Genomic DNA, 14,914 nt, shown 5'->3' on the forward strand with positions numbered 1-14,914 from the left:
AGGGGTCCTTGATCATCGGGCCACCAGGTAGGCGAAGACGCTCTCCAGCGACTCGTCGCTGGGGGAGAGCTCGAACAGGGTCACGTCGTGGTGCCGGGCCAGGCCGGGGAGCCTGACGGCGAAGCTGCCCAGGTCGCCGACCTGGACGTCGAGGCCGTCGGTGCGCAGGCTGACCGCGCGTACGGAGTCCTCGGCCATCAGGGCGGCGGCGAGGGTGCGGTCGTCGCTGGACTGGATGGCGTAGCGCACCGGCCGGTCGGTCATCAGGCGACGGATCGCCCCGAAGTCCCCGGAGGCCGCGTGCCGCCCCGAGACGACCACCTCGATGTGGCGGGCGAGCCGCTCCACCTCCTCCAGGATGTGGGAGCTGAACAGGACCGTGCGGCCCTCGTCGCCGAGGCGCCGCAGCAGGTCCATCAGGTGCATCCGCTGACGCGGGTCGACGCCGTTGAACGGCTCGTCGAGCAGCAGCACGGTCGGGTCGTGGACGAGGGCGGCGGCGATCTTCACCCGCTGCCGCATGCCCTTGGAGTAGGTGTCGAGGCGTCGGCCGGCCGGCTCGACCATGTCGACCACACCGAGGATCCGCTCGGTGGCGTCGGCCGCGTCGGGGAGGCGGTGCAGGTCGGCGTTGGCCCGGACGAACTGGCGTCCGGTGAGGTAGCCGAAGCTCAGCTCGCGCTCGGGCACGAGGCCGACCTGGCGGTAGGTCTCGGTGTTGCGCCACACCGGCTTGCCGTCGAGCGTGACGTGTCCGGCGGACGGGGCGAGGAAGCCCGCCATCATCGCCATCAGCGTCGTCTTGCCGGCGCCGTTGGGCCCGAGCAGGCCGGTGACCCCGGGCCCGATGGTCAGCGACACGTCGTTGACCGCGACGACGTTGCCGAACCAGCGCGAGGCCGAGTCGAGGACGAGGGTGCTCATCGCGACCCCACCTTCCGGAAGCGGGCGACCAGCCCGAGCAGGCAGCCGGCCGCGACCAGTGACGCCACGATCACGTAGGCCGGGACCCAGGCGCCGTCGACGGGCACGACGGTGTCGACCCCGGCGTCCCACGCGTTGGCGAGGCCGGTGTAGAGCGACCACGGCGACGCCAGCCCGACGCCGGTCGAGACCGACTCGCTGTCGCCCTCGAAGTACGCGATGTTCTGGATGACGGTCACGACGCCGGTGAGCACGATCAGCGCCATCACCGACCCGACCACGGCGAAGCCGCGCCTCAGGGACACCGACGAGATCAGCCCGCTGACGCCGGCGACGAGCATCGCGAGGAGGACCTGGAGGGCCACCGCCTTGAGCATGTTCGAGGTCTGGTCGCTCTTGTCGAGCCCCGACAGCATCGCTCCGGCGAAGAGCACGGCCGTCGGGACGACGGTGAACAGGAAGACCGCGACGGTCAACGAGAGCCACCGCACCAGTGCGAACGCCGGCGCCGCGAGGGGTCGCGCCAGGTAGAGCACGATCGAGCGGTGGCGCAGGTCGCGCGAGAACAGCACGGGCGCCTGCGCGGCGGCGAAGAGGCTGACCAGCAGCTGCGTCTGGTTGGTGTAGTCGGCGTAGGAGACCGGCAGCTCGTCGAGGCCGGTGAGGACGACGACGCCGACGACGATCGCTGCGGGCAGCAGCGACATGGCCAGCAGCAGGAACGGCATGACCTTCGACTTGCCCGAGCGACCCAGTCCGTACGCGTGGCGCAGGCCGGTCACGAAGAGCGTACGGGCGATGGCGCCCGAGCCCTCGCGCACGCCGTCGAAGTGGCGGTAGCCGAGGTCGTGGATGACGCCGGGACGACTCGCGCCCGACGGGGACAGGTCAGGCACGGGTGCCCCCTTCGAGGAAGACGTCCTCCAGGTGGCGTCGGTCGGGCTGGAGGCGCATCAGGCCCAGGCCCAGCTCGGCGGCCACGTCGCGGATCAGGTCGTGGGCGGCCCCGCCCTCGGCGAGCCCGGGAGGCGGAGGGTCGATCGCGACCATCGCGCCGCGCGGGCGGCACGACAGGCCACGCTGCGCGAGCGCCTCGCCGAGCCGGTCGCGCTCGGTCTCGGTGCCGACGACCTCGACCAGCAGGCTCCCCGTGTGCTCGGTGAACTCGCCGGTCGCGCTGCTGCGGAGCAGGTGCCCGCCGTCGAGCACGATGACGTGGTCGCTGACCTGCTCGAGCTCGCCGAGCAGGTGGGAGGTGACGAGCACCGCGATGCCGAAGTCGCTGCCGATCCGCTCGACCAGCCGCAGCATGTCGGTGCGCGCCGCGGGGTCGAGGCCGTTGGTCGGCTCGTCGAGGAACACCAGCCGGGGGTCGTGGGCGAGCGCCTGGGCGAGCTTGGCCCGCTGCTTCATGCCGGTGGAGTAGCCGCCCATCGGGCGGTAGCGCTCCTCGTCGAGGCCGACGTGGCGCAGCACGTCGGCCGCGCGCTCACGGGCCGCCGACGCCCCGAGGCCCGACATGCGTGCCATGTGCACCACGAAGTCGCTCGCGCTGACGTCGGGCGGCAGGCAGTCGTGCTCGGGCATGTAGCCCACCAGGCGACGGATCTCCTGGCCCTGGTGCTCGATGTCGTGGCCCAGCACGCTGGCCTGGCCCCCGGTGGGCTCGAGCAGGCCGAGCAGGATCTTGATGAGCGTCGACTTGCCCGCGCCGTTCGCGCCGACCAGTCCGGTCACGCCCTCGCCGACGTCGACCGTGAGGTCGGTCAGCGCGTGGACCGTCCCGTAGTGCTTGGTGAGCCCCGCGGTCGTGATGACCGGCGGGCGCCCCATGAGTTCCCCCGTCACCCGCCTCACGCTAGCGGGCCGGCCACTGCTCCGGCATCAGGGATCGCCCCGATCGGTGTGGAGGTGTCGTGAAGATGCGCCAGTTCACCACTCGTCATACGTGACTGGACCAATGGGTGGGGATCCGCCTGACGCTGCGGCGCGACCTCACCGTACGGACGGAAAACCGTCGGGTCGCGGACGACTGCCGTCGGGAACCCGACCGTTCCCCACCGCAGACGGGCCCTAGGCTTGGGCACCTATCCCCGGTTGGTCTGCCGGTAGGGCCCGCCTGACTTTGAATCAGGACTAGCGACGTAGGTTCGACTCCTACCCGGGGAGCTCGTGGTTCCTCGCGCCGGGCCGGTACGCGTACCAGCCGTCGTTCGACCCCAGCGCCGGAGGCCCTGCGGCCTGCTGCTGGTGCCGTACGCCGGCAGGCCCGGGGGCACGACCGGTCCGACCCCGCGGGACCTAGGACCCTGTCGGGCGCGCTGCGGCGTAGCAAGACTCGGAGGGAGACCCGAGGAGAGCGCCATGAGTCCCGCGACAGCCCCCCGACCATCAGGGCCCGCGCCCGTGCAGGTCGTGGTCGATGACGTCCCCGACCTCGACGAGCGCGTCCGGGACGCCGCCCGGAGTGCCCGGGCACGCCACTGTGCGGTGGAGCTCGTGGAACCCTTCGTCGAGGCGTGCGACCACGCGGCCCGGGCGGAGCTGAGCCGACGCATGGATGCCGCGCTGACGGTGGCCCGTCGGTCCGCGCCGGGCGTCGAGATCCGGGTCGGCGCGCACGTCGGCGTGCCACGACCACGCGGTGCGTCGTGACCGGCCTGGCCGAGGTCGAGGTGCCCCCGGTCGCGCTCGAGCGACTGGCCTCGCTGCTGCCGCCGGAGCGGGTCGAGCGGATCGGGGCGTACGCCTCCGCGGCCCGGCAGCTGCTGGCCGGCCGCACCGTGTGGAACGTCAGCTCGACCGCGCGCGGCGGCGGCGTCGCGGAGATGCTGCACACCTTGGTCGCCTACGCCGCCGGCACGGGGATCGCCATCCGCTGGCTCGTCATCGGCGGGGACCAGGACTTCTTCGCAGTGACCAAGCGCGTCCACAACCGGCTGCACGGTGTCCCGGGCGACGGCGGCGCCCTCGACGCGGCGGCGCGGGCGACGTACGACGCCACGCTGGCGCGGCTCGCCGACGACCTCGTCGACCTGGTGCAGCCCGGCGACGTCGTCCTCCTGCACGACCCGCAGACCGCAGGGCTGGCCGGTCGACTGCGGGAGCGTGGTGCGTACGTCGTGTGGCGCTGCCACGTGGGACTCGACGAGAGCAACGAGTGGACGCAGGAGGCGTGGGGGTTCCTGGAGGACCTCGTCGCGCCGGCGCACGCCTGCGTCTTCTCGCGGGAGGAGTTCGCGCCCGACTGGGTCGACCGGCGGTGGTTGCGGATCATCCCGCCGTCCCTCGACCCGTTCAGCCCCAAGAACGCCGAGATGTCCCCGGAGGAGGTCGAGGCGCTGGTGCACCGCGCCGGGCTCGTGGTCGAGGGACCGCCGCTGCCGAGCGCCGCGCCGCTGGTGCTGCAGGTCAGCCGCTGGGACCGGCTCAAGGACATGGCCGGTGTGCTGGAGGCCTTCGCCGTGCACCTCGACGACCTTCCGCCCGACGTCCACCTCGTGCTCGCCGGACCCGAGGCGAGCGGGGTGGCCGACGACCCCGAGGCTGCCGAGGTGCTCGCGGAGTGCCGCGACCGCTGGCGCTCGCTCGCACCCTCGGCGCGCGGGCGGACCCACCTGGTGTCGGTCCCGATGGACGACCTGGACGCCAACGCCCGGACCGTCAACGCCCTCCAGCGCCGTGCGACGGTGGTCGTGCAGAAGAGCCTCGCCGAGGGATTCGGCCTCACCGTCACCGAGCCCATGTGGAAGTCCCGTCCCGTCGTCGCCGCGGCCGTGGGCGGCATCCGCGACCAGGTCGAGCACGGCGTGAGCGGCCTCCTGCTCGACGACCCGCGCGACGGCGCCGGGCTGGCGGCCGCGCTGGCCTCGCTCCTCGGCGACGAGGACCGGCGTCGCGAGATCGGACGCGCCGCCCACGAGCGGGTGCGCGACCACTACCTCGCCGACCGCCACCTGGTCCAGTACGTCGACCTCTTCACGCAGCTGCTCGACGCCGACGGGGCGTAGGCGCGCTCACGGCTGGCCAGTGGCCGCGCGGTAGGCCTCGAGCGCGGTCGGCAGCGTCGGGAAGACGTGCTCGACGCCGATGCGGTCCAGCAGGCCGCTCGGCTCGAGGGCCTCGCGCTGCTCCTGCTTGAGCCGGGCCAGCGCCAGCACGACGCCCCGGGCCTCCAGCTCCGCGCGCAGGGTCTCGAGGGCGTGCGCGCCGGTGAAGTCGACCTCGCCGATGGCCTCGGTGTTGAGCAGCACCCACTGCGGGTCGTATGCCGCCACCGCCTCCCGCACCCGGGTGAGGAAGTTGTCGGCGTTGGCGAAGAATAGGGGAGCGTCGTAGCGGTAGACGAGCAGGCCGGGCACCACCACCGCGCCGGCGTGGTCGTCGACGTCGTGCATGCCCGCCAGGTCGGGGACCAGCCCCTCGATCGCGTCGTGGGGCCGGGCCACGCGACGGATCACGTCGACCAGCGACAGGCTGATCGCGACCAGCACTCCCTGGAGGACGCCCAGGACGAGGACCCCCGCTGTCGTGGCGAGCGCGATGAGGAGCTCCGTACGCCGGTAGTTGGCGATCCGGGCGAACTCCGCGACGTCGATGAGCCGAAGCCCGGCGTACACGACGACGGCGGCCAGCGCAGCGTCGGGGAAGCGGGCCAGCACGGGCCGCAGCGCCACGACCAGGACGAGGGCGGCCGCCAGCGTGGACAGCCCCGCCCAGCGGGACCGGCCGCCCACGGCGTCGACGATGGCCGTACGGCTGCCGGAGCTGCTCACCGGGAAGCCGTGGACCAGGCCGGCGGCGACGTTCGCGGCGCCCAGCGCCAGGAGCTCGCGGCGCGCGTCGATCCGGTCGCCGTGCCGGTCGCCGAAGGCGCGGGCGGTGAGCACGTTGTCGGTGAAGCCGACCACGGCGATGGCGAGCGCGGTCGTCAGCAGCGCCCACGACCCGAGCGCGGCCCCGAGGGACGACAGCGGCGGCAGGCCGAGCGACGGCAGGGCGAAGGGGAGCGCGCCGACGACGGCGACCCCGTCGTGGGACAGCCCTGCGACGGCGACGGCGAGGGTCGCCAGGAGCATGCCGACGAGGGGGACCGGACCTGTCGGCCACAGCCGGGCCCCGACCAGCAGCAGCGCGAGCGTGCCGAGGCAGACGGCGAGGGTCGGCACGTGGACCGCCGACGGGTGCTGGACCAGCCACCACGTCTGGGCCAGGACGGTGCCGTCGGGCACGTCGGCGCCGCTACCGCGTCCCGTCTGCGACAGGACCATGAGACCTGCGATCCCGGCCATGTAGCCCACGAGCACCGGCTTGGAGAGCAGGTCGGCGAGGAAGGCGAGCCCGCCGACCCACGCCAGCAGGCAGACGGCGCCGACGGCGAGGGCGAGCATCGCCGCGGTGTCCTGCGCGGAGGCGCCGGGCACCGCGAGGGTCGCCACGGCGGCCCCCGTCATCAGTGCGGTGGTCGACTCCGGTCCCACGGAGAGCTGGGGCGAGGACCCGAGGAGGAAGTAGACGGCGAGGGCGACGTAGGCCGCCCACAGCCCCGCAGCGGGTGGCACGCGGGCCAGGCCGGAGTAGGCCAGGACCTGGGGCACGAGGTAGGCCGCGACCGTGATGCCGGCGGCGACGTCGCCGCGCAGCGCACCGCGTCCGGGAGGGAGGACGGTCGCCGACCATGACATCGCGTCCTCCTCGGGGGGCGTCCCCGCGTGGGACCCTCGGGCCCAGTCGACCGCGGTCCGGCCCCGGCCCGCTAGGGCACTTCGGCCCGTCGTCGGTCGCCGGCGCCGACGCGGGCCAGGACGGCGCGGTAGTCGGCCGCGCTGCGGGCGGGCGCCTCCAGCATCGGCATGTGGCCGATGCCGGGGTAGCGGACCGTACGGGCTCCCTCGATCCCGTCCGCCCCCGTCCGCGCGGTGCTGGGGTGCACGAGCCGGTCCTCCTCGCCCCACATCGCGAGGGTGGGGGCGGTGATCTCGCCTAGCCGGTCGTCGAGGGTCGCGACGCCGTGGAAGTCGGCGACGCTGTCGAGCAGGAACGGGTTGCGCCCGTCGCGGATGAGCAGCTCGTTGCCGCCACGAAGCCGCCCATCGAGTTGCCCGCGACGTGGGCGGCGTCGACGCCGAGGCGCTCGAGCAGGCCGTAGGCCCACGCCTCGGCGGCGGTCGCGGCGGCGTAGGCACGAGCGGCGAGCGTCGAACGGCCCCCCGCCGGCTCTCCGTCACGGGTGCGTCCGATCACGGGCGCCATTCGACCACAGGGGTGGGGGACGCCCCGGCGTTGGTTCGCCGGAGCCGGGCGGTGACACACTGCGCCCATGGACAACCTCACCGTCATCGTCCTCGCCGCAGGCGGCGGCACCCGCATGAAGTCGAAGACCATGAAGGTGCTGCACCCGATCGCGGGACGCTCGATGATCGGCCACGTGCTCCGTGCCGTGCAGGCCGTCGAGCCGACCCGGGTGGTCGCGGTCGTGGGCCACCAGCGCGAGCAGGTGGGCCCGCACATCACCGAGCAGCTGCCGAGCGCGGTGCTGGCCGTCCAGGAGACGCAGCAGGGCACCGGGCACGCCGTACGGGTCGCGATGGAGGCCTGCGGCGCGACCTCCGGCACCGTGCTCGTCGCGGCCGGTGACACCCCGCTGCTGGAGGGCGAGTCGCTGCGGGTCTTCGCCGAGGAGCACGAGGCGGCGCAGCGGGCGGTGAGCATCCTGAGCGGGCGCGTGGGCGATCCGTTCGGCTACGGCCGCATCGTGCGCAACCACGAGGGCGACGTCGAGGCGATCGTGGAGGAGAAGGACGCCACCCCCGAGCAGCGCGAGATCGCCGAGATCAGCTCCGGCATCCTGGCCTTCGACGCCGAGTTCCTGGTGTCGGCGCTGGCGCGGATCACCAACAACAACGCCAAGGGCGAGTACTACCTCACCGACGCCGTCGGCCTCGCTCGCGAGGACGGGCTCACGGTCGGGGCGCACGTGATCGACGACGTCGAGCAGACCGAGGGCGCCAACGACCGGGTCCAGCTCGCGGAGCTCGGCCGCAAGCTCAACCAGCGCATCGTCACCCGCTGGATGCGGGAGGGCGTCACGGTCATGGACCCGGCGACGACCTGGATCGAGGCCGACGTGGTGATCGAGCCCGACGCCACGATCCTGCCCGGCACCCAGCTCCTCGGCGCGACCGTCGTCCACGAGGACGCGGTGATCGGCCCCGACACCACGCTGAAGGACTGCGAGGTCGGCGCCGGCGCCCGGGTCGTACGCGCCCACGGCGAGCTCGCCGTGATCGGCGACCGCGCGTCCGTCGGACCGTTCGCCTACCTCCGCCCGGGCAGCCGGCTCGGGGTCGGCGGCAAGATCGGGACCTTCGTGGAGACCAAGAACTCCACGATCGGCGACGGCGCCAAGGTGCCGCACCTGTCCTACGTCGGCGACGCGGAGATCGGCGAGGGCACCAACATCGGCGCCGGCACGATCTTCGCCAACTACGACGGCGTGGCCAAGCACCGCACCGTCATCGGCCGTCACGTCAAGACGGGCTCGCACAACACGTTCGTCGCCCCGGTCGAGGTCGGCGACGGCGCGGGCACCGCGGGCGGGACGACCGTACGCCGCAACGTGCCGGCTGGCGCGCTCGCCGTGAGCAGCAGCCCGCAGCGCAACCTCGAGGGCTGGACCGAGTCCAGGCGGGCCGGGACGGCTCAGGCCGAGGCGGCGCGTACGGCGCGTGAACAGCAGGAGAAGACCGACCAGTGACCCCGGGGTTGGTGGTGGCCGAGAAGTGGGACAGACTTCCACCAGCACCTCCGATCGAGCCTTCCCCCGAGGCTGACCCGGACACTGAGGAGTCGCGTCGCGTGAGCGGAATGAAGCGGACCACCGAGAAGAACCTGATGGTCTTCAGCGGCCGGGCCTACCCCGACCTCGCTGCCGAGGTCGCCGACCTCCTCGAGTGCGGGCTCGTCCCGCAGGACGCGCGGGCCTTCGCCAACGGCGAGCTCTACGTCCGCTATGAGGAGTCCGTGCGCGGGTGCGACGCCTTCGTGATCCAGAGCCACACGGCTCCGATCAACGAGTGGATCATGGAGCACCTGATCATGGTCGACGCCCTCAAGCGGGCCTCGGCCAAGCGGATCACCGTCGTCATGCCGTTCTACGGCTATGCGCGCCAGGACAAGAAGCACCGCGGCCGTGAGCCGATCTCTGCCCGGCTGATCGCCGACCTGTTCAAGACCGCCGGTGCCGACCGCCTGATCACCGTCGACCTCCACGCCGACCAGATCCAGGGCTTCTTCGACGGCCCCGTCGACCACCTGATGGCGCTGCCGATCCTCACCGACTACGTCAAGGACAAGTACGGCGACCAGCAGCTCGCCGTGGTCTCCCCGGACGCCGGGCGGATCAAGGTCGCCGAGCGCTGGTCGGCCCGTCTCGGTGGCGTGCCCCTGGCGTTCATCCACAAGACGCGCCGCATCGACGTGGCCAACGAGGTCGTCGCCAACCGCGTGGTCGGCGACGTCAAGGGCAAGATCTGCATCCTGACCGACGACATGGTCGACACCGGCGGGACGATCGTGAAGGCCGCGGAGGCGTGCATGGCCGACGGCGCCGCCGGCGTGATCATCGCCGCGACCCACCCGATCCTGTCGGACCCGGCCGTCGACCGGCTCAAGAACTCCTCCGCCATGGAGGTCGTGGTCACCAACACGCTCCCGGTCCCGGCGGACAAGCAGTTCGACAAGCTCACGACGCTGTCGATCGCCCCGCTCATCGCGCGGGCCATCCGCGAGGTCTTCGAGGACGGGTCGGTCACCTCCATGTTCGACGGGCATGCCTAGGCGGACCGCGACGGCCGTGTCGAAATCCGCGCGTGGGCGGCCATCGGTCAGGGCGAGCCTGACGCCGCTGCCGCCCGGCCGCCGTTAGCGTGCGGGCGTGTCCTCTCCTGACATCGCCGCCGTCGTCGCCCGCGACCTGTGTCGCACCTTCACCACCCGGCAAGGCGCGTTGCGGCGCACCGCGAAGACGGTCGAGGCCGTCAAGGGCGTGAGCTTCGAGATCGCCCCCGGCGAGCTCTTCGGCCTGCTGGGCCCCAACGGGGCGGGCAAGACCACGACGATCAAGATGCTGATCACCTTGCTGATCCCCACCTCGGGCACCGCCTCGGTGCTGGGCCGCGACGTGGTCGAGGACGTGCGCGAGGTGCGCCGCCGCATCGGCTACGTCTTCGGCGGCGACCGCGGGCTCTACGAGCGGCTCAGCGGCCTGGACAACCTGCGCTACTTCTCCGAGCTCTACGGCGTGTCGCCGCGCGAGCAGAAGGCCCGCGTCGGCGAGCTCCTCGAGCTGGTCGGGCTCACCGGCCGCGAGGGCGAGAAGGTCGAGGGCTACTCCCGCGGCATGCGCCAGCGCCTCCACATCGCGCGTGGGCTGCTGCACGACCCCGACGTCATCTTCCTCGACGAGCCCTCCATCGGCATCGACCCGGTCGGCGCCCGCGAGCTGCGCGCCACGGTCGCGGGGCTGCGCGAGCGGGGCAAGACGGTGCTGCTGACCACGCACTACATGTTCGAGGCCGACGAGCTCTGCGACCGGATCGCGGTGATCCGGTCCGGCGAGATCGTGGCCGAGGGCACGCCGGGCGCCCTCAAGGGCCTGGTCAGCGCGGGGCGGGTGATGGAGGTGGAGACCTACGGAGTCGTCCAGGACGAGGTGGCGGACGTGCGCGAGGTGTCGGGCGTGCGCGCCGCTGTCGTGGAGGAGCGCGGCCCGGTGCAGGTGCTCGTGGTCTCGGTCGAGCCCGGGGCCGAGGTCACCCAGCAGGTCCTGAAGTGCCTTGACGGAACCCGCGTGGGGCGCGTCAGCCACCGCGAGCCCACCCTCGAGGACGCCTACGTCGAGCTGGTGACCGGGGCCCACGCGTGACGCGCCTGCGCCAGCTGCTGGTGTGCTACCGCCTGCAGCTCAGGGTCATGATGTTCTCCCCGTTCGAGGGGTTCCTGCAGGTCTTCTTCCCGCTGATGTTCGCCACGGCCGCGCTCCTGGTCTATCGGGTGAACAACGATCCCGCGGCCATGCTCTACGCCGGCATCGGTGCTGCCGCCATGGGCATCTGGACCTCGCAGACGACGACGGCGGCGACCCTCGTGCAGCGCGAGCGGTGGGCCGGCACGCTCGAGCTCGTCGTCGCGGCCCCGACGCCCTTCGCCTTCGTCGTGCTGCCGATCACCTTCGGCATGGCCACGCTCGGCCTCTACAGCGTCGTCGCGGTGATCCTGTGGGACTGGTGGCTCTTCGATCTGCCGTTGCAGGTGGAGAGCTGGCCGGGCTTCGTCCTCAGCATCCTGATGGCCACGTTCTCCATCGCCCTCTTCGGCTTCCTGCTGTCGGTCACGGTCGTGCGCTACCGCACCGCCTGGGCGCTGGGCTCGGCGCTGGAGTACCCCGGCTGGTTGCTGTGCGGCTTCGTCGTCCCGCTGACGGTGCTCCCCGGGTGGACGCAGCCCCTGTCCTGGGCGCTCGCCCCGACGTGGGGGGTGGAGGCCATGCGTGACGCGGCCGCGGGGGAGAGCCCGTGGTTCGCGCTGGCGATGTGCGCGGCGGTGGGCCTGGCGTACGCCGTCCTCGCCGCGTGGCTCGGCGAACGGCTCATCGACTCGGCCCGTCGCCACGCGACGTTGTCCCTCACGTGAGGGGCTCGGCATGACGAGCGTGCGCGTCTTCTTCGTCGGTGGCCTGATGAGCTTCCGGGCGCTCTTCAACTGGATGAACCCCTGGATCTTCGTCCCCACGATCCTCCTGGGACCGATCACCCAGATCCTGCTGTTCGCCTACATCGGGCGTGCGGCCGGGGTGGGCGACGACGAGTTCTTCATCATCGGCAACGCCCTCAACTATGCCGCCATCCCGGGGATGTTCGCCATGACCTTCACCATCGGTGGCGAACGGTTCGCCCAGACCCTCGGCCTGGTGCTGGTCAGCCCGGCGCGGCGGGTCCCGCTGTTCATGGGCCGGGCCCTGCCGGTGATCCTCACCGGCTGGGGCACCGCGATGATCGGCATCCTGTCCGGGGTCTGGGTGCTCGACGCCGACATCGCCGCGGGAGCGTGGCCGTTGGTCGGGCTCGTCGTCGCGGTCGGGGCGTTCGCCACCGCGGGCATCGGCCTCGTGATGGGCGCGATCAACCTCGTGTGGCGTGACGGCGCCACGCTGGGCAACGTGGTGTTCCTCGTCCTGCTGGTCTTCACCGGCACCAACGTGGCGCTCGAGGACCTGCCGGCCTGGATGGAGCCCGTCGGCCGCTGCTTGCCGCTCACCCACGCGATCGAGGCGACCCGCATGTTGGCCGACGGCGCCGCGTGGGGCGCGGTGTCGTCCCTCGTGGCCCTCGAGCTGCTGATCGGTGCGGTCTATGTGGTGCTCGGCCTCGTCGCGCTGCGGTGGCTGGAGGACATGAGCCGCCGGCACGCGACGCTCGACCGGGTGTGAGTCCGCGACCGTCGGCTCAGAGCGTCCGGTCGAGGTCGTCGAGCGAGTCGTTCCACGACCGCGCCAGCACCGTCGGCACGTCGCCCTCGAGGGCGGCGGCCACCGCGGCGCGCAGCTCACGGCGTACGTCGAGCGGGAGCGGCAGCCGCGGGAAGGCGTCGCCGATCACCTCACCCATCGCCTGCCCGGACCGGCGGGCCAGGGAGAGGGCGTCGGTGACGTAGCGCTCGAGGTAGGGCCGCAGGAGGTCGGCCTGCTCCCAGCCCCAGAACCCGGCACCGACGGCGTTGAACTCGTGGCTGCCGAGCTCCCCGCCCATCAGCCGCGCCCAGACCTCGGCCTTCGACGCCTCGGTCGGCACGAACGCCCGCGCCATGAGGGCGGCGTGGTGCCCGGCGACCGACCTGTCGCGCTCCTCCTCGGGCCCGATCCAGGAGTCATCGCCCAGCTCGGCGAGCCGCTGGACGACGGCCCAGCGCACCGCCTGGTCGACGTCGCTGCGGTCGAGCCAGTCGACGAGGAGGTCGCGGTCGGTGCTGAGGCGGGCGAGCACACGCGCCGCTCCCGGCGCGAGGGCCGGGTCGCCGCCGTCGACGGCGTTGCGGGCCACGTCGGCGACCACCGCGAGGTGCGCGCCGACGTCATCGGGCAGCGCGTGGTCGCGCAGCAGCGCGGGTGACCAGTTCGTCGCGCCCGTCGAGCCGACGAGGGCGCGCATCACGCCCTCGAAGACCACGGGGTGCGTCTCCTGGCGAAGGTGCTGGTCCACCAGCGCGACGAGATCGCCGGCCCCGATGACCCGCGACTCGCAGAGGTCGATCGCGGTCCACCAGAGCATCGCGCGGGTCAGCTGTGACTCGACCGACGACAGCCCGGCCGTGATCGCGGCCCACGACCGCTCGTCGGGACGGACCACCGCGAAGGTCTCGTCGCCGGAGTTGGGCACCACGACCCGGCCGGCGAGCTCCTCGAGCCGCACCGGCTCGTCGCCGAGCTGGACGTCGCGGGAGTCCACCAGCCGCATCGCGTCGTCGTACGCCGACACGGTGAGGCGGTGCGGGCGCGAGCCCACGCGGGTCAGGACCGGCACGCCGTCGTCGTCGCGCGTCACGCGCAGCGTGTCGAAGCCGGTCGAGCGCAGCCACGCCTCGGCCCAGCCGCGCACGTCCTTCTCGGTGGCGGCGTCGAGGGAGTCGAGGAAGTCGGCCAGCGTCGCGTTGCCGAACGCGTGGGTGACGAGGTGGCGGTTGACGCCGGCGAGGAAGTCCTCCTCGCCGAGCCAGTGGCCGAGCTGCGCGAGGGCGGAGTTGCCCTTGGCGTAGGTGATCATGTCGAAGTTGGCGAAGGCGGTGTCGACGTCGACGACCTTGTCGGTGTCCTCCGCGATCGGGTGCGTCGAGCGACGCCGGTCGGCGCGGTAGCCGGCGGGCTTGCGGGTGATCGCGGCCGACGTCCACGCGTCGGTGTAGCCCGCCGCCACGCCGGCCACGTCGTAGCCCATGAAGTCGGCGAACGACTCGTTGAGCCACGAGTCCTCCCACCACTTCATCGTGACCAGGTCGCCGAACCACATGTGCGCCATCTCGTGGGCGATCGTCGAGGCCAGCCACTCGCGCTGGAGCTCGGTGGGGGTGCCCGCGACGAGGGCCTCGTCACGGTAGACCACGCAGCCGGGGAACTCCATCGCACCCCAGTTGAGGCCGGGCGCGAAGACCTGCTGGTAGTCGGCGTAGGGGTACTCCGGCTCGAAGACGGTCGTGTAGTGCTGGAAGCACGCGCTGGAGATCCGCCGGAGCTCGTCGGCGTCACGTCGCAGCTCGCGCTCCTGCGAGGCGCGCGCGTGCCAGCCGAACGGCAGGGTGCCGCCGGGCGCGGGGGCGTACGGCTCGTCCCACGTCACCGACACCCACGGCCCGCCGACGAGGGTGAAGAGGTAGGACGAGAACGGCGGCGTCGTCGCGAAGGTCCAGGTGTCGCTGGCGACGCCGGGGGAGCGGTCGGCGAGCCGGCCGTTGGCGAGGACGGTCCAGTGCGACGGCGCGGTGACCGTCAGGTCGAAGGTCGACTTGATGTCGGGCTGGTCGAAGCAGGGGATGACCTTCTGCGTGATGTCCATCGAGGTGTGCGCGCAGACGTAGCGCTCGCCGTCGGCCGGGTCGACGGTGACCGTCATGCCGTCGCCGTCGGTGACGTAGGGCATCCGGGCGGTCACGCGGACCGAGTTGGTCGCGGCGAGGTCGGTGAGCGGGATCCGCCCCTCGGCGTACGCCGTCGGCCGGCCGTCGAGGGTGACGTCGGTGGCCCCGTTGAGCTCGAGGAAGGTCGAGGCGCCGGGCCGGGTGCAGCCGAAGGAGATCGTCGCCTCGACGCCGAAGTCCTCGGCGGAGGTGAGGTCGAGGTGGGCCTCGGTGCGGACGTCGGTCAGCAGGGCGGCGCGCTCGCGCGCCTCGGGGAGCATCAGGGGCACCCGGCAACCCTAGGGGTGCCGCCCACGCGGCGGCA

General features: G+C 72.5%; 14 protein-coding genes and 1 tRNA gene. 8 read left to right on the forward strand and 7 right to left on the reverse strand.

The features are described 5' to 3' along the window. Window positions 1-12: 12 nt before the first annotated feature. From EXE59_RS08305 to EXE59_RS08315, 3 genes are read right to left on the reverse strand one after another with little or no spacing between them, the layout of a single operon-like run. Window positions 13-924 carry an ABC transporter ATP-binding protein gene (locus EXE59_RS08305; protein ID WP_135838485.1) on the reverse strand — a complete coding sequence of 304 codons (912 nt, stop codon included), beginning with the start codon at window positions 922-924 and terminating at the stop codon, window positions 13-15. Next, entirely contained in the window at window positions 921-1,820 is a 900-nt protein-coding gene (locus EXE59_RS08310; protein ID WP_135838486.1) for an ABC transporter permease, read from the reverse strand. Before EXE59_RS08310 ends, EXE59_RS08305 begins: the two co-directional genes overlap by 4 nt. Beyond that, window positions 1,813-2,772 (reverse strand): ABC transporter ATP-binding protein, encoded by a 960-nt coding sequence (locus EXE59_RS08315; RefSeq protein WP_246056622.1) that lies wholly within the window; start codon window positions 2,770-2,772, stop codon window positions 1,813-1,815. Before EXE59_RS08315 ends, EXE59_RS08310 begins: the two co-directional genes overlap by 8 nt. A gap of 242 nt (window positions 2,773-3,014) precedes the next feature. On the opposite strand from EXE59_RS08315, the gene EXE59_RS08320 reads away from it, so the two are divergent. The 3 genes from EXE59_RS08320 (at window position 3,015) to EXE59_RS08330 (ending at window position 4,934) form a co-directional block, all read left to right on the forward strand. Then, window positions 3,015-3,093 (forward strand) — tRNA-Gln (locus tag EXE59_RS08320). Window positions 3,094-3,288: 195 nt separating this feature from the next. After that, window positions 3,289-3,579, forward strand: coding sequence for a hypothetical protein (locus tag EXE59_RS08325; RefSeq protein WP_135838487.1), 291 nt, complete (start codon window positions 3,289-3,291; stop codon window positions 3,577-3,579). Beyond that, window positions 3,576-4,934, forward strand: a complete 1,359-nt coding sequence (locus EXE59_RS08330; protein WP_135838488.1) for a glycosyltransferase — start codon at window positions 3,576-3,578, stop codon at window positions 4,932-4,934. The genes EXE59_RS08325 and EXE59_RS08330 overlap by 4 nt, the downstream gene beginning before the upstream one ends. Before the next feature lie 6 nt (window positions 4,935-4,940). On the opposite strand, the gene EXE59_RS08335 is transcribed toward EXE59_RS08330, so the two are convergent. The 3 genes from EXE59_RS08335 to EXE59_RS08340 all read right to left on the reverse strand — a co-directional run bounded on the left by EXE59_RS08335 (window position 4,941) and on the right by EXE59_RS08340 (window position 7,167). Further along, window positions 4,941-6,608, reverse strand: coding sequence for a SulP family inorganic anion transporter (locus EXE59_RS08335; RefSeq protein ID WP_135838489.1), 1,668 nt, complete (start codon window positions 6,606-6,608; stop codon window positions 4,941-4,943). 71 nt (window positions 6,609-6,679) lie between these two features. Then, a complete protein-coding gene (locus tag EXE59_RS23715) occupies window positions 6,680-6,856 on the reverse strand; it encodes an alpha/beta fold hydrolase (protein WP_168218447.1) in 177 nt (58 codons plus the stop codon). 50 nt (window positions 6,857-6,906) lie between these two features. Then, a complete protein-coding gene (locus tag EXE59_RS08340; protein WP_135838490.1) occupies window positions 6,907-7,167 on the reverse strand; it encodes an alpha/beta fold hydrolase in 261 nt (86 codons plus the stop codon). Window positions 7,168-7,243: 76 nt separating this feature from the next. Between EXE59_RS08340 and glmU the strand changes: the two genes are divergently transcribed. From glmU to EXE59_RS08365, 5 genes are all read left to right on the forward strand, one after another. After that, entirely contained in the window at window positions 7,244-8,680 is a 1,437-nt protein-coding gene (glmU, locus tag EXE59_RS08345; protein ID WP_135838491.1) for a bifunctional UDP-N-acetylglucosamine diphosphorylase/glucosamine-1-phosphate N-acetyltransferase GlmU, read from the forward strand. Window positions 8,681-8,790: 110 nt separating this feature from the next. Beyond that, entirely contained in the window at window positions 8,791-9,762 is a 972-nt protein-coding gene (locus tag EXE59_RS08350; RefSeq protein WP_135841190.1) for a ribose-phosphate diphosphokinase, read from the forward strand. A 97-nt stretch (window positions 9,763-9,859) separates the two neighbouring features. Next, window positions 9,860-10,849 (forward strand): ABC transporter ATP-binding protein, encoded by a 990-nt coding sequence (locus EXE59_RS08355; protein WP_246056624.1) that lies wholly within the window; start codon window positions 9,860-9,862, stop codon window positions 10,847-10,849. Next, on the forward strand, window positions 10,846-11,616 hold the full coding sequence (locus tag EXE59_RS08360) for an ABC transporter permease (protein ID WP_135838492.1): 771 nt from the start codon (window positions 10,846-10,848) through the stop codon (window positions 11,614-11,616). Before EXE59_RS08355 ends, EXE59_RS08360 begins: the two co-directional genes overlap by 4 nt. A gap of 10 nt (window positions 11,617-11,626) precedes the next feature. Then, a complete protein-coding gene (locus tag EXE59_RS08365; RefSeq protein WP_135838493.1) occupies window positions 11,627-12,412 on the forward strand; it encodes an ABC transporter permease in 786 nt (261 codons plus the stop codon). A gap of 16 nt (window positions 12,413-12,428) precedes the next feature. Here EXE59_RS08365 and pepN read toward each other — a convergent pair whose 3' ends face one another. Then, window positions 12,429-14,870, reverse strand: a complete 2,442-nt coding sequence (pepN, locus tag EXE59_RS08370; RefSeq protein ID WP_246057051.1) for an aminopeptidase N — start codon at window positions 14,868-14,870, stop codon at window positions 12,429-12,431. Window positions 14,871-14,914: the final 44 nt, after the last annotated feature.

This window comes from Nocardioides eburneiflavus (assembly GCF_004785795.1).
In the GTDB taxonomy this organism is placed as follows: domain Bacteria; phylum Actinomycetota; class Actinomycetes; order Propionibacteriales; family Nocardioidaceae; genus Nocardioides; species Nocardioides eburneiflavus.

Excerpts from the sequence above, each read along its gene's own strand:
- EXE59_RS08305 (WP_135838485.1), bottom strand. The coding sequence starts at position 924 with ATGAGCACCCTCGTCCTCGACTCGGCCTCGCGCTGGTTCGGCAACGTC.
- EXE59_RS08325 (WP_135838487.1), top strand. The coding sequence starts at position 3,289 with ATGAGTCCCGCGACAGCCCCCCGACCATCAGGGCCCGCGCCCGTGCAG.
- EXE59_RS08335 (WP_135838489.1), bottom strand. The coding sequence starts at position 6,608 with ATGTCATGGTCGGCGACCGTCCTCCCTCCCGGACGCGGTGCGCTGCGC.
- glmU (WP_135838491.1), top strand. The coding sequence starts at position 7,244 with ATGGACAACCTCACCGTCATCGTCCTCGCCGCAGGCGGCGGCACCCGC.
- EXE59_RS08350 (WP_135841190.1), top strand. The coding sequence starts at position 8,791 with ATGAAGCGGACCACCGAGAAGAACCTGATGGTCTTCAGCGGCCGGGCC.
- EXE59_RS08365 (WP_135838493.1), top strand. The coding sequence starts at position 11,627 with ATGACGAGCGTGCGCGTCTTCTTCGTCGGTGGCCTGATGAGCTTCCGG.
- pepN (WP_246057051.1), bottom strand. The coding sequence starts at position 14,870 with ATGCTCCCCGAGGCGCGCGAGCGCGCCGCCCTGCTGACCGACGTCCGC.